General features: G+C 68.7%; 11 protein-coding genes. 3 read left to right on the plus strand and 8 right to left on the minus strand.

Going from position 1 to position 13,620, the window contains the following annotated elements; all coding sequences use genetic code 11:
* The first annotated feature begins 51 nt into the window (after positions 1-51).
* Positions 52-888, plus strand: coding sequence for a formate dehydrogenase accessory sulfurtransferase FdhD (fdhD, locus tag AC07OZ_RS13370; protein ID WP_495467978.1), 837 nt, complete (start codon positions 52-54; stop codon positions 886-888).
* 184 nt (positions 889-1,072) lie between these two features.
* Here the strand turns inward: fdhD and AC07OZ_RS13375 are convergent, their stop codons facing one another.
* From AC07OZ_RS13375 to AC07OZ_RS13390, 4 genes are all read right to left on the minus strand, one after another.
* On the minus strand, positions 1,073-1,585 hold the full coding sequence (locus AC07OZ_RS13375; protein WP_495467593.1) for a hypothetical protein: 513 nt from the start codon (positions 1,583-1,585) through the stop codon (positions 1,073-1,075).
* Between the two features lie 204 nt (positions 1,586-1,789).
* Entirely contained in the window at positions 1,790-2,986 is a 1,197-nt protein-coding gene (locus AC07OZ_RS13380; RefSeq protein WP_495467594.1) for an ABC transporter permease, read from the minus strand.
* Complete coding sequence (locus AC07OZ_RS13385; RefSeq protein ID WP_495467979.1) at positions 2,983-3,984, minus strand: ABC transporter ATP-binding protein; 1,002 nt, start codon at positions 3,982-3,984, stop codon at positions 2,983-2,985. Before AC07OZ_RS13385 ends, AC07OZ_RS13380 begins: the two co-directional genes overlap by 4 nt.
* Positions 3,985-4,006: 22 nt before the next feature.
* Entirely contained in the window at positions 4,007-4,993 is a 987-nt protein-coding gene (locus AC07OZ_RS13390; RefSeq protein WP_495467595.1) for an HlyD family secretion protein, read from the minus strand.
* Between the two features lie 238 nt (positions 4,994-5,231).
* On the opposite strand from AC07OZ_RS13390, the gene AC07OZ_RS13395 reads away from it, so the two are divergent.
* On the plus strand, positions 5,232-6,365 hold the full coding sequence (locus AC07OZ_RS13395; protein ID WP_495467596.1) for a thiolase family protein: 1,134 nt from the start codon (positions 5,232-5,234) through the stop codon (positions 6,363-6,365).
* Between the two features lie 105 nt (positions 6,366-6,470).
* Positions 6,471-7,172, plus strand: coding sequence for an SDR family oxidoreductase (locus AC07OZ_RS13400; protein ID WP_495467597.1), 702 nt, complete (start codon positions 6,471-6,473; stop codon positions 7,170-7,172).
* Between the two features lie 75 nt (positions 7,173-7,247).
* Here the strand turns inward: AC07OZ_RS13400 and AC07OZ_RS13405 are convergent, their stop codons facing one another.
* From AC07OZ_RS13405 to AC07OZ_RS13420, 4 genes are all read right to left on the minus strand, one after another.
* Complete coding sequence (locus AC07OZ_RS13405) at positions 7,248-10,106, minus strand: hypothetical protein (RefSeq protein WP_495467598.1); 2,859 nt, start codon at positions 10,104-10,106, stop codon at positions 7,248-7,250.
* Between the two features lie 276 nt (positions 10,107-10,382).
* Positions 10,383-11,711: a TRAP transporter large permease gene (locus AC07OZ_RS13410; protein WP_088404913.1), complete on the minus strand. Its 1,329-nt coding sequence runs from the start codon at positions 11,709-11,711 to the stop codon at positions 10,383-10,385.
* On the minus strand, positions 11,708-12,367 hold the full coding sequence (locus AC07OZ_RS13415) for a TRAP transporter small permease (RefSeq protein WP_495467980.1): 660 nt from the start codon (positions 12,365-12,367) through the stop codon (positions 11,708-11,710). The genes AC07OZ_RS13410 and AC07OZ_RS13415 overlap by 4 nt, the downstream gene beginning before the upstream one ends.
* A 79-nt stretch (positions 12,368-12,446) precedes the next feature.
* Positions 12,447-13,469, minus strand: coding sequence for a TRAP transporter substrate-binding protein (locus AC07OZ_RS13420; protein WP_067277993.1), 1,023 nt, complete (start codon positions 13,467-13,469; stop codon positions 12,447-12,449).
* Positions 13,470-13,620: the final 151 nt, after the last annotated feature.

The raw sequence follows: 13,620 nt of genomic DNA on the forward strand, positions 1-13,620 counted from the left end.
GCCATGAGCGACGCGAAGAACGACTCCAAGAGCGACGCCATGCGTGATGTCATGAGCGACGCTTGCGCGCTGCCCGACGATGACGACGCCCCGCTGCCCTCCGCGCTGATCGCGGTGCGGCCGGAGCGCCTCGGCGCCGCGCGCGCGGCGGACGAGGAGTTCGTGGCCGAGGAAGTGCCGATCGCGCTCGAGTACAACGGCCTGTCGCATGCGGTGATGCTGGCGACGCCGCTGGATCTGGAGGACTTCGCGCTCGGCTTCTCGCTGACCGAAGGGCTGCTGGCCTCGCCGGCGGATCTGCTCGACGTGGAGGTGCGCACGCGGCCCAACGGCGTCGCGCTGCAACTGCGCATCACGGCGCGCTGCGAGGCGCTGCTGAAGGAGCGTCGCCGCAGCATGGCGGGCCGCACGGGCTGCGGGCTCTGCGGCACCGACAACCTGGATCAGGTCTTCCGCGTGCCGGATCGGCCGGTGCCGTCGCTGCCCGCTGGGCTCGGCCATGCCGAAGCCCTTGTGCCGGCGCTGTCGCGCGCGATGCGTGAGCTCGCCGCGGCGCAGCCGCTGCAGCAGCGCACCGGTGGCATCCATGCGGCAGCGTGGTGCCGCCCGGACGGCGAAGTCGTCCTCGTGCGCGAGGACGTTGGCCGCCACAACGCACTCGACAAGCTGATCGGCGCAATGGCCAAGGCCGGCATCGACGCGTCGCAAGGCTTCGCCGCGGTCACCAGCCGCGCGAGCTTCGAGATGGTCCAGAAAGCCGCGATCGCCGGCATGCCGATGCTGGCCGCAGTCAGCGCACCCACGCATCTGGCGATCCGCACCGCACAGTCCTGTGGGCTACGGCTCGCGGGCTTTGTCCGCGAAGGCCGCGCGACGCTGTACGCGTAGTCGCGTTCGGGTGAACGCCCACCTGCGCCGTCTGAGGCGTTGGCCGCCATTGCAGGGGGCCACAGGCGGCGAGCGCCTGAACCCCCAGCAATGCCGTCCCCAACCATTGCCGTCCTTCAACGGTTTTGCTACCGAGGACTCCGGTCCTGGTATCGGGCACTAACGGTCTCCGCGACCGGGGACTTCAGAACTTGCAGCCCATGCCCAGTTGGGCCGTGATGTCGATCTGCGCCGATCCGTCGCCCTTGCGGCTGAGCTTCGACGGCATGCGGAATCGCGCGGCGCACTCGGTGGCATCAAGCCCCAGACCTCTCAGCATCTGCTTCGGGCCTTCCATGCCGATGCTCACCGCATGATGAGCGCGCTTGGGCGGTGGGCCGATGGGCGCGCCCTCGCGCGGAAGCTCGACGACCTGAATGTCGAGTCCACGGCTCAGCATCACGTTGGATCGCGAACTTTCCTGTGGGTTTGCCGTGGTGGTCTGGAGCCGGGTCCGCAGCGCGGCGAGCGAGGCCTGCAGCGCGAGCGGCCGGCGCACCGGTTCTGCCGGTGCGGCCACCTCCTGCGCCGCTGTTGGTGCTGATGCCGAAGGCGTCGGCTCCGCGGCCGTCGGCGCGGCGACGGCAATGCCTGCCATGCCGAGCGTCGCCACCACGCCGGCAATCCTCCGCCATGTCCTCCGTGAGGCGTGCTTCATGTGATCCTCCAACCGCCAACCGCCAACCGCCAACCGCCAACCCGCGAGCCCTCACGGTGCGCGCGGGTGCTGAAGCGCGGCTGAAGCCAGGATCAGGACTTTCCCCCGTGCCCATGGGGGATGCGGGGCATTTTCCTTACTCCCTCTCCCGCTTGCGGGAGAGGGCAGGGGTGAGGGCCAGCGGCGGTGGCAGTACTGAAGCGTTCAGTCGAGCGTCTGCCGGTATCGGAGCAGCGCGATGGTTCCTGCAACCAGCAGGAAGATCAGCATCGGCCACAGCTCCGGCACGAGCTGCTGGAACGAATTCCCCTTCAGCATGATCCCCCGCACGATGCGCAGGAAATGCGTGAGCGGCAGCGCTTCCCCGATGTACTGCGCCCAGCGCGGCATGCCTCGGAACGGGAACATGAAACCCGACAGCAGCATCGACGGCAGGAAGAAGAAGAACGTCGCCTGCAGCGCCTGCAACTGGTTCTTCGCCAGCGTCGAGAAGGTGAAGCCCACCGCCAGGTTGGCCAGCATGAACACGCCGATCATTACCAGCAGCAGCGTGAAGCTGCCCGCCATCGGAATCTGGAACAGCAGCGCCGCCGCGAGCAGGATCACGCCCAGCTGCACGTAACCCAGCACGATGTAAGGCAGGATCTTGCCGATCATGACCTCCAAGGGCCGCACTGGCGTGGCGAGCAGGTTCTCCATCGTGCCGCGCTCGCGCTCGCGCGTCATCGCCAGGCCCGTCAGCATCACCATCGTCATCGTGAGGATCGTGCCGATGAGGCCGGGCACGATGTTGTAGCGGGAGAGCCCCTCGGGGTTGTAGCGCCGATGGATGCGCCATTCGAAGGGCATGGCCGGCGACGCGCCGCCCGGCGTTGCGGAGGGCGAGCCGGTCGCAGCGGTCGCGGTCGCTGCAACGACATTCGGGCGCGCGGCGCCGACGAGATCTCGCCGCAGCGCCTGCGCGCCAAGCTGAGCCAGCGCGGCCAGCGCGTTGCTCGACGCCGACGGGTCCGTCGCATCGACGCTCACCAGCACCGCCGGCTGTTCGCCGCGGATGACGCGGCGGCTGAAGTCGGGCGGGATGACGATCAGGAACTGGACCTCGCCGTCCTCGACCATCCGGTCGCCGTCGCGCTCCGACGCCGGTCGGGCCTGGACGCGGAAGTAGCCGCTCTGCTCGAGCGCCGCGACCAGGCTGCGCGCCATCGGGCCGCGGTCCTGCGTCACCACCGCCGTGGGCAGTCCTTTCGGGTCCGTGTTGATCGCGTAGCCGAAGAGCAGCAGCTGCAGGATCGGCACCCCGACCGCCATCGCGAAGGTCGGCCGGTCGCGCAGCATCTGCTGGACCTCCTTGATGAAGATCGCCAGCACGCGCGCGAGGCTGAAGCGGCGCGAGCTCATCGCGCCGCCTCGAAGTTGTCGGGCGTCTTGCTGATCAGGCTGATGAAGACGTCCTCGAGGTTGGCTTCGGCGCGTTCCCAGCGCAGGCCGGAGCCGTCGCGGTGCGGCGCGATCGCGCGCTCCAGCGCGGCTTCGTCCTGACCGGCGACGTGCAGGCTGTTGCCGAACGCGGCGACGCTGAGCACGCCCTCCGCGCCGTTGAGCGCGGACGACAGCTCGGCCAGACGCTTCGGATCGTCCGCATGCAGCGCCCAGACGGTGAGCTTCGCCTGGTCGATGATCTCCCGCTGCGTGCCGCGCGCGAGCAGCTTGCCGTAGGCGATGTAGGCGAGTTCATGGCAACGCTCGGCTTCGTCCATGTAATGCGTGGAGACCAGCACCGTGATGCCGTCCGCCGCGAGGCGATGGATCTCGTCCCAGAAGTCGCGGCGCGCCTTCGGGTCGACGCCGGCGGTGGGTTCGTCGAGCAGCAGCAGCTTCGGATCGTGCAGCAGGCAGGCCGCGAGGGCCATCCGCTGCTTCCAGCCGCCGGACAGCGCGCCGGCCAGCTGGTCCTGGCGCGTCTTCAATCCGAGTCGATCGAGCGCCTCGTCGACGCGACGCGCGCGGTCGTCGAGTTCGAAGAGACGCGCGATGAAATCGAGGTTCTGGCGGATCGAGAGATCCTCGTAGAGCCCGAAGCGCTGTGTCATGTAGCCGACCTGCCGCTTGATCTCGCCGGCCTGCTTGCGCATGTCGAGCCCGAGGCAGGTGCCTTCGCCCTCGTCGGGCGTCAGCAGGCCGCAGAGCATGCGGATCGTGGTCGTCTTGCCGCTGCCGTTGGGACCGAGGAAGCCACAGATGCGGCCGCGTCCGAGCTGCAGGTCGACATGGTCGACCACCGTCCGCTGGCCGTAGCGCTTGGTCAGGCCACGGACGTCGATGGCGAGTTCTCCTCGCGCCCCATCGACGACACCGTCTGCGGCCACGGATTCAGATGAGGGCAGGTGATCCGGCATCTTGCGTTCGCTCACGGCGGGCTCACGGCCTGGAGGTGGCCGAAGCCGCGACGCCCGCAGCGCTGGCGACCGGCCGGACCTCGAGCGGCTGGCCAGGATGCAGTCGGAGCGCCTGCGCCGGGTCGGGGCGGGCCTCGACGAGGAACACCAGCCGCGACCGCTGGCTGTTGGAGTAGATCACCGGCGGCGTGTACTCCGGCTGCGGCGAGATGTAGCTGACACGCGCCGGGATCGGCGCGCCGCAGCCGTCGCAGCTGAGTTGCACCGCCTGGCCCTGGCGCAGCGAGGCGAGCTCCGGCTCCGGCACGTAGAAGCGCGCCTTGCGCTGCGCCGGCGGCAGCAGCGACACGACCGGCTGGCCGGCGTTCACGTATTCGCCGACGCGGTAGAAGGTGTCGTCGACCAGGCCGGCCGCCGGCGCGCTCTGGCGCGTCTGCGACTCGCGCCACTGCTGCTGGGCGAGCGCCGCCGACGCGGCCGCCGTGTTGGCGCGCGCGGCGGCCTGCTGGTCGTTGCGTGCGGGCAGCTCGGCGACGCGCAGGGAGGACTCGAGTTCACGCACCCGCTGCCGCGCCTGCGCGGCGGTGGCGCGCGCGTCGTCCAGCCGGGAGGCGGAGATGAAGCCCTGTCCGATCAACTGCTGCTGACGCGCGAGGTCCGAGTCCGCCAGCGTCGATTGCGCGCGGGCCTGCGCCAGCTGCGCGCGGCTCATCGCGATCTCGTCGGGGCGGCGGCCCTTGGCGACGTCTTCCTGCTCGGCCTTCGCCGCCGCCAGCCGCGCGTCGGCCTCGGCGCGCGCGGCACTCACCGGCGTGAGGTCGATGCTGAAGAGCGGCACGCCCGCGTCGACGGTGTCGCCGCGCTGCACCCGGAGTTCGACGAGCTGTCCCGCGACCGGCGCCGCGACGTAGACCGGATCACCCTCCGCATAACCGGACCAGGCCGGTGGCGGGTCGTCCCCGCAGCCGGTGGTCAGCAACACCGCCGCCAGCAGGGCCGGGATCGGCAACGCGCCCCGTCGCCGCGGCGCCTCCGCCCTGGGGGCGATCCATCCTTCTCTCCGAAGAGAGAGGCGGTGACTCAGGCAACGCGGCATCTTCGGCATCGACACGGTCTCCGGCGACGGGGTGACAGGGATTATTGCCCCTCCGCCACCAGGGGCAAGACCGGTGCCCCGCTGCGTTTCGATGAAGCTCGACATTACATTATTCATGTCGAGCAACATTGAAATGCTCAAGGAGACGAGAATGAAAGCGCTGATCGCCGCCTACGCCCGCACGCCGTTCCACTTCGCGAAGAAGGGCGCGCTGGCCCAGACACGGCCCGACGACCTGGCCGCCCAGGCCGTGCGCGGCCTGCTGGCGCGCACCGGCGTGGCCGGCGCGGAAATCGAGGACGTGATCCTGGGCTGCGCCTATCCCGAGGCGGCGCAGGGCAACAACCTGGCGCGCATCGTGGGCCTGCTCGCCGGGCTGCCGCACAGCGTGCCGGGCATGACGGTGAACCGCTTCTGCGGCTCGTCGATGCAGGCGGTGCACATCGCCGCGGCGAATCTGGAAGCTGGCATCGGCGAGGCCTACCTGTGCGTCGGCGTCGAGTCGATGACCTTCGTGCCGCAGGGCGGCTTCAACTTCTCGCCGCACCCGGCGCTGCAGGCCGACACCGACGCGTACATCTCCATGGGCGATACGGCCGAGAACGTCGCTGAGCGCTGGGAGGTCAGCCGCGCGGACCAGGAAGCGTTCGCGCTGGCGTCCCACCGGAAGGCGGCCGCGGCACGCGCCGACGGCCTGCTGCGCGACGAGATCGTGCCGGTGCTCAACGCCGCCGGCGAGACGGTCGCGGAGGACGGCTGCATCCGTCCCGGCACGACGCTGGAGGCGCTGGCTTCGCTGAAGCCGGTGTTCCGGCCGGACGGCGTGGTCACGGCAGGCACCTCGTCGCCGCTGACCGACGGCGCGTCGGTGGTGCTGGTCTGCACCGAGGACTTCGCCCGCCGCCATGGCATCGAGCCGCTGGCGCGCGTCGTCAGTTTCGCCAGCGTCGGCGTCGATCCGGCGGTGATGGGCATCGGCCCCGTGCCCGCGACGCAACTGGCGCTCAAGCGCGCCGGGCTGAGCGTCGACCAGATCGACGTGGTCGAGCTCAACGAGGCGTTCTCCTCGCAGGCGTTGGCCTGCATCCGCGACCTGGGCCTGGACCCGGAACGCGTGAACCTGGACGGGGGCGGCCTGGCCATCGGGCATCCGCTCGGCGCCACCGGCGCACGTATCACCGGCAAGGCCGCCGCGCTGCTGCAGCGCACCGGCGGCCGCTATGCGGTGGCCACGCAATGCATCGGCGGCGGGCAGGGCATCGCCACGGTGCTCGAGCGCGTCTGACGCCGTCTTCCTTCGACCCGACAGACCCGGTCACCGCTTCGCCCCCTCATCCGTCTTCCGTCATCGGTCTTCCCTCATCCGTCGCCTCTCATTCAAGGACTCATCATGGACTTCAAGAACACCGTCGCCTTCGTCACCGGCGCCAATCGCGGTCTGGGCAAGAGCTTCGTCAAGGCGCTGCAGGCTGCTGGCGTGAAGAAGATCTACGCCGCCGCGCGTGACCCGGCATTGATCGACCTGCCCGGCGTCGTGCCGGTGAAGCTCGATGTCACGAAGCAGGACCAGATCGAGGCCGCCGTGCGCGCCGCCGGCGACGTGACGCTACTGATCAACAACGCGGGCATCTCGCGCGGCTCGCCGCTGCTGGCCGACAACGCGCTGGCGGCGCTGCGCGACGAGTTCGAGACCAACGTCGTCGGACCGCTGGAACTCACGCGCGCCTTCGCGCCGGTGCTGAAGGCGCAGGGCGGCGGCGCGGTCGTGAACGTGCTGTCGGTGCTGAGCTGGCTCAACCTCACGGGCGCCGCGACCTACAGCGTGTCGAAGGCGGCGACCTGGTCGGTCACCAACGGTCTGCGGCAGGAGCTGAAGGGCCAGGGCACGTCGGTCGTCGCGCTGCACGTGGGCTTCATGGACACGGACATGACCGCCCGCCTGGACGCGCCGAAGGCCGACCCGCTCGATGTCGCGAAGCAGGTGCTGGACGCGATCGCCGCCGGACGTGACGAGGTCTATGCCGACGAACTCACGCGCGGCGTGAAGGCCGGCCTGTCGGCCGAACAGGGCAGCTATCGCGGCGGCGTCTGAGATCCAACTCGCTGCAGCCCGAGTTCGTCCGTCGCGACCTTCACGTTCATGAAGGACGCGCGGGCCCCGCGGCCATCACGGCCAGGCGCGCAGCAGCCAGTCGTTCAGCGTCTTGACGCGGTCCGCATCGGCGCCGAGCGTGCCGGCCTTCCAGACCGCGTACTGCAGCTTCTGCTCGGCCGTGCTGCGGTAGTCCGTGGACGCCATGACGTAGACGCCGGGTGACTTGAGCGTCAGCGGCTGCTTCGTCTGGTCCAGGCAGAACGAGAAGCCGGCGGTGGGTTCGGCCTCGCCCAGGTCCATGTTGTTCGGATCGCACCGGCGCCAGATCGCTGGATCGGTGACCGTGTAGAGCTGGTTGAACTGCTTGAACGCGCCGTTCAGCAGCTTCAGCGTCAGTCCGGCCTGCAGCTTGTCGAGGCGGCGGAACGGCGAGGTCTGCGTCGCCTGCGTGGAGACGGCCTCCATGAAGTTGATCGGGTTCAGGTGCTTGACCACCGCGGCCTTGCTGAAGCGTCCGCGGTTGTTGATGATGGAGCGCGTGTCCGTCGGCACCCACAGCGGGATGTTGTTGTTGACGAACTGCGCCGACTTGATGCGCGCCTGCAGCAGGCGGATGTCGCTCATCAGCGCGGCGGTGGATTGCGCCGGCGTGGCGTCGCCCAGCGTCTGCGACAGCAGCGAGTCGAAACCGGTCAGATAGGGCCAATCCACCGAGTAGTTCACCCAGTCGCTCTGCGCGCCCGGATTGAGCGTGACCTGCATCTGGTACCAGGCATTGGTGCGCGTGTAGGAGCCCAGCTTGTTGCCGGACTCCCAGGCGAGCAGCCACTCGCGGGTGATCTTGCCGGTGGCGTCGTTGTCCTGCTGATAGACCATGTGCGGCGCCAGGAAGAAGGCGCTGACCGTGTTGAACGGCCAGCCGCGTTTCTCGCCGCGCCCGGCCCAGGTCTTGGCCGTGGCGTCGTAGTCGCCGATGAACCAGCGCTGGTCGCCTTCCATGCCGTAACGCTGCGCCCATTCCCACTGCTGGACGAGGTTCCATTGCAGCGTGCTGCCGACCACGCGTTCAATGAAGGCGTTGGTCGTGAAGGCGGCGGGCTCGGTGGCGGTGCGTGTCTGCGAAGCCAGCTTCTGCAACTGCGCGGCGCCGACCTGTGCGCCGTAGAGACCGGTCTTGGCCAGGTGGTTGCCGCGGCCGCCGCCGAGGAAGGCATACAGCTCGAAGCCGGACGGCTTGAGCAGGCTCTGGATCTCGTTGCGCTGTTGCGGCGTCAGGTGGCTCCAGTCGCCGAAGGTGGCGGAGCGGTGCGACTCCAGCCAGGCGGTGATCTTCTTCGATGTGGCCAGGGGATCCAGGCGCCGGTTGTCCGCGGTGAAGGTCGCGCCCTTCTCGAACGAGCCGGCCGCGTCGGCGCCCGTGGGCCAGATGTCCAGCGGATGCATCGCCGGCAGGTAGGAGTTCCAGTCCGGGAACTGGATGGGCAGGGGCACCTCGCGGGTGTTGAGCGTCGCGTTGGCGTCCATCACCTTGTCGACGTCGGCCTGCGTCAGCGCGAGCGCTGAGCCGTCGAGCGGCTTGCCGAACAGCGCCTTGACCGCGTCCGTCGGCGAGTCGAGGACCGCGTCCAGCCCGGCACCGGCGGACCACTCCGTGACCGGCTTGCTGTCAAGACCTGGCCCCGGCTGATAAGGCGGATTCCACGGCGCGGCCTGCGCGACGTGCGCCATGTCGCGCAGCGCGTAGCGCAGGTAGGCGGCGATCTGTCCGCCTTGCGTCTCGGTCAGGCCGTGGAAGCGCGAGCGCTGGACGACCGAGTTGTTGGAGTAGTTGAAGTACTGCAGGTCGCGCCCGTCCGAGGCATGGCAGGACGCGCAGGCCGCACGGATCTGGCGCTTCACCAGCGTCGACTTCAGCAGCGTGTTCTCGGCCTTCCACAGCTTCTCGCCGGCGGCGACATCGGCGGTCAGCGTGCGGCCGGCCACCTTCTCGGCGTTGATGTCGGCGCGCGTCACCGCGTTGGTCGCCAGACTCTGTCCCTGCGCGTTGCGGAACTGCAGGTCGATGACGCGGTAGCCGTTCGACTCGCCATCGCTGCCGTTGAAGCGGAACTGCACGAGGTTCACGCCGCTGACCAGACGCGCCTTCGTGGCCGCATCGAGTGTCAGCGTCATGCGTGCCGTGTAGAGGCCGCCGCCGCGCTTCAGTCCGCCCTGCACGCGTTCGGCATCGGCCAGCACCATGGTGCCGTCGGTGATGTCGACCCAGGGAACGGCACTGGCGTTGGCGGCCGGCGTGCCGCCGAGGATGCGCAGGCTCGCCTTGACGGCTGCCGGCGTCTCGCTGGTCGCCTCGTGTTCCGGTGGACCGAAGAAGCTGCAGCGATGGCAGCGCAGCCACAGCGCGGTGGCGGCGCCGAGGCCGTTGGCGTCCAGCGTCAGGTTCGCGGTGGCGATGGTCGGCGCGCTGGGCAGGCCGGCGCCTAGCACTTCCAGCGGAAGTTGCAGTGCCGTCGAAGCGGTCGGGCCGTTCGATGGCGGCGGTGCCGGCGCGGGTGCTGGAGAAGGCGCCGGTGCCGGAGAAGGCGACGGCGCGGTCGGTGTGCTGGTCGGAGGCGGCGCGGGTGGCGCAGGCTCGGGATCGACCGGCGTCGTCGGCAGCATCGGCGTGGACGGCGGCGGAGGAACCTCGGTGGTGGGATCGCCACCCGTTCCGCCGCCGGTGCCCGTTCCGCCCGAGCCCGTCCCCGTGCCGCCGCCGGCTCCCGGATCCGTGGCGACAGGCGGATTGCCTTGAGGCTTGGACTCGTCGCCGCCGCCGCCGCCGCAGGCGCTCAGCGCCGCGAGCAACGCCGCGGCCAGTGCGGCGCGGGTCGATCGGACGGCAGACCGGCGGAGCCATTCGGCGGCAGTGGGACGGGGGGCGAGCGCCATGCGGATTCCTCTCGGCGCTGCGGCCGGCGTGGTCGGGTCCCGCGCACGAGTCGTGCGTCAGGGCAGCGCATTAAAGTGGTCCGCTACTGGTCGCGTCAATCGATCGTGCCCCTCTGAAATCGACCGTTACCCGTGTTGCGGAATCCGGGGAATGGCGCACCACATGCCTACCTCTTGCGAGGGAGGCGAGGACCGTTGAGAGCGGTTACGCCGCAAAGGAAAAAGCCCCGCGGCGCAAGCGCGCCGGCGGGGCTTCTAGAGCAGAAGAGCGTGTCGTCAGCCGACCAGGCCCAGGGCCCTCGGCAGCGCCAGCGACAGCGTCGGCCAGTAGGTGACCACCATCAGGAAGCCCAGCATCGTGAGCAGCCACGGCCACACCGCGACCGTGAGTTCGGTGATCCCCATCTTCGTGATCCCCGAGGCCACGTAGAGGTTCAAGCCCACCGGCGGGTGGCAGAGGCCCACCTCCATGTTCACCGCCATCAGGATGCCCAGGTGCACCGGATCGACGCCGAGCTTGGCCGCCACCGGGAACAGGATGGGCGCCATGATCAGCACGATCGCGGCGGGGTCCATGAAGTTGCCCGCGCCGAGCAGGATCAGGTTGACCAGCAGCAGGAAGACGAACAGTCCGAAGCCCTGCGCCGACATCCACGCGGCCATCGTCTGCGGGATCTGCTCCGAGGCCATCAGGAAGCTGAACAGCACCGCGTTGGTGATGATGTACAGCAGCATGGAGCTCATCGCCGCGGCCTTCAGCAGCACCTTGGGCACGTCTTTCAGGCCCATGTCCTTGTAGACGAAGACCGAGATGATGAAGGCGTACACGGCGGCCACGGCGGCCGCTTCGGTCGGCGTGAACTTGCCGCTGTAGATGCCGCCGATGACGACGACGATCAGCATCAGGCCCCAGAAGCTGTCGCGGAAGGCCTTGAAGCGCTCGCCCCAGGTGGCCTTGACCATGCGCGGGTAGTCGTACTTCTTGGCGCGGTACCAGGTCGTGATGCCCAGCAGGATCGACAGGCACACGCCCGGCACGACGCCGGCCATGAACAGCTGGCCGACGGACGCGGTGCCCACGACCTCGCCGTGCGGGCCCGTCGCCGACATGCCGGCCGTGGCGATGGAGAACATCACCAGGTTGATCGACGGCGGGAACAGGATGCCCAGCGCGCCGGACGTCGTGATCACCCCGGCCCCGAACTGCTTCGGATAGCCCTGCTTGGTCATCGCCGGCAGGATGATGGAGCCGACCGCGACCACTGTCGCCACCGACGAGCCCGAGATCGCCGCGAACATCGCGCAGGCCAGCACGCCGGCCAGGCCGAGGCCGCCGTACCAGTGGCCGATCATGGTCGTGGCGAAGTGGATGATCCGCCTCGCCACCCCCCCATGCGTCAGGAAGTTGCCCGCCAGGATGAAGAACGGGACGGCCATGATCTCGAACTTCTCGATGCCGGTGAACAGCTTGAGCGCGACCGATTCGATCGGCACGTTCGTCATCGTGAAGAGGTAGGTCAGGACCGTCAGGCCCAGCGAGATCGAGATCGGCATGCCGGTGAGCATCAGCACCACCAGCAGCGAGAAGATGATCAGCGTGTTCATGCGCGGTCTCCCTTCGAAGCCTTCGCCGACTTGGCGGCCTCTTCCGTGGCCTTTGCCGAGCCCACGGCGGCGACGTCGTCCTCGATGCCTTCGACGTGGCCGTGGTCCGCGTGCGGCGCTTCACCGGTGCGGATGAAGTTCCAGCAGACCTGCAGGAAGCGGAAGCACATCAGGTAGGAGCCCAGCGGCACGCAGGAGTAGGCGATCCAGGTCGGGATCTCCAGGTCCGGCGAGGTCGGGCCTTCGAAGAGGTCCGGGTTCTCGATGCCGAAGGCGTGCGTGAAGGCGTAGTGCGCGCCGTTCTCCCACACGAAGGTCGCGCCCAGCGTGCCCACCGTCGCGGTGAAGAGCGCGCCGGCCAGCAGGCTGAAGATCACCAGGTACTTCGCGTGCTCGGGCTTGAGCTTGCGCACCACCACGTCGACGCCGACGTGCGTTCCGGCGCGCACGCCGTACGCGGCGCCGAACTTGGCCATCCACACGAACATGTAGATGCACAGTTCCTGCGCCCAGCTCACGTCGATGCGGATGACGTAGTCCTGCACCGCCGGCACGCCGGCCAGGAAGCGGTGCAGCACGGCCATCGCGATCACCAGCGTCGCGGCGCCCATGAGGAACGCGATCAGCGTCTCCTCCAAACGATCCAGCCACTTCAATGACATGGCGGTCTCCTTCAGGCAAAGAAAAGCCGCGCCGCCCTAGGCAGGGGCGCGGCACAGAGGGAGCGGAGTTGTCTTACTTCGTGGGAGGCACGAAACCGGCGGCCTTGTAGGCGGCCTCGACAGTGCCCTTGCCCACGCGCGACTCCATCTCCTTGTGGACCGGCATCAGCGCCAGCTTCCACTCGTTCACTTCCGCCGGCGTCAGCGTGTAGATGGTCGTCTTGCCGCTGGCCTTGATCTTCTCGAAGGCCTGCTGGTTCTCGGTCTGCGCGATCGCGTTGGCGTAGGTGGTCGCGTCCTTGACGCTGCTGTCGACCACGGCCTTCAGATCGGCCGGCAGGCCGTCGTAGAACTTCTTGTTGATGATCAGCGCGTAGGCCAGGTGGCCGTGGTTGCTGATCGTCGTGTGCTTCTGCACCTCGTAGGTCTTCTGGGTGTAGAAGTTGGACGGCACGCCCTCGGTGCCGTCGACCACGCCGGACTGCAGCGCCTGGTACAGCTCGGAGAAGGCCATCACCTGCGGGATCGCGCCCAGCGCGCGCATCTGCGCGTCCAGCACCTTGGAGGACTGGATCCGCATCTTCAGGCCCTTGAAGTCCGCCACGTGGTGCAGCGGCTTGTTGGCGCTCATGATGTGGAAGCCGTTGTCCCAGAAGGCCAGGCCCTTGATGCCCTTGGGCTCGAGCTTCTTGAACAGCTCCATGCCCAGCGTGTTGGTCGTGTTGCGGAACGAGGCGTCGTCCTTGAACAGGAAGGGCAGGTCGAAGACCTCGAATTCCTTGACGCCCAGCGGACCGAACTTGGCCAGCGACGGGGCCAGCATCTGGACGGAGCCGAGCTGCAGCGCCTCCAGCTCTTCCTTGTCCTTGTAGAGCTGGCTGTTGGGGTAGACCTCGACCTTCAGCTTGCCCTTGCTGCGCTCCTCGGCGAGTTCCTTGAAGCGCTGCGCGCCCTTGCCCTTGGGGGTGTCGGGGGCGACGACGTGGCTCAGCTTGATGACGATCGGGGCCTGGGCGAAGGCGGACGCGGTGGCGGCCAGACCTGCGACGGCGAGGGCGGCCGACAGCAGCAGGCGGCGGGGGAATTTGGCGGACATGCGGTCTCCTGGTGTTCTTCGCGAGTGTTCTTCGGGATCCGCCCATCAGGCGCAGTGACGACCTGTCGCGGAATGTGGCGGATTGTGGAAATCCGGTCCCCGCGCCGCCAGTTGTGGACTTCCACATTGGGGAAACACGTATCGCGCAGGG

It is taken from the genome of Roseateles sp. GW821-FHT09G03 (assembly GCF_059416045.1).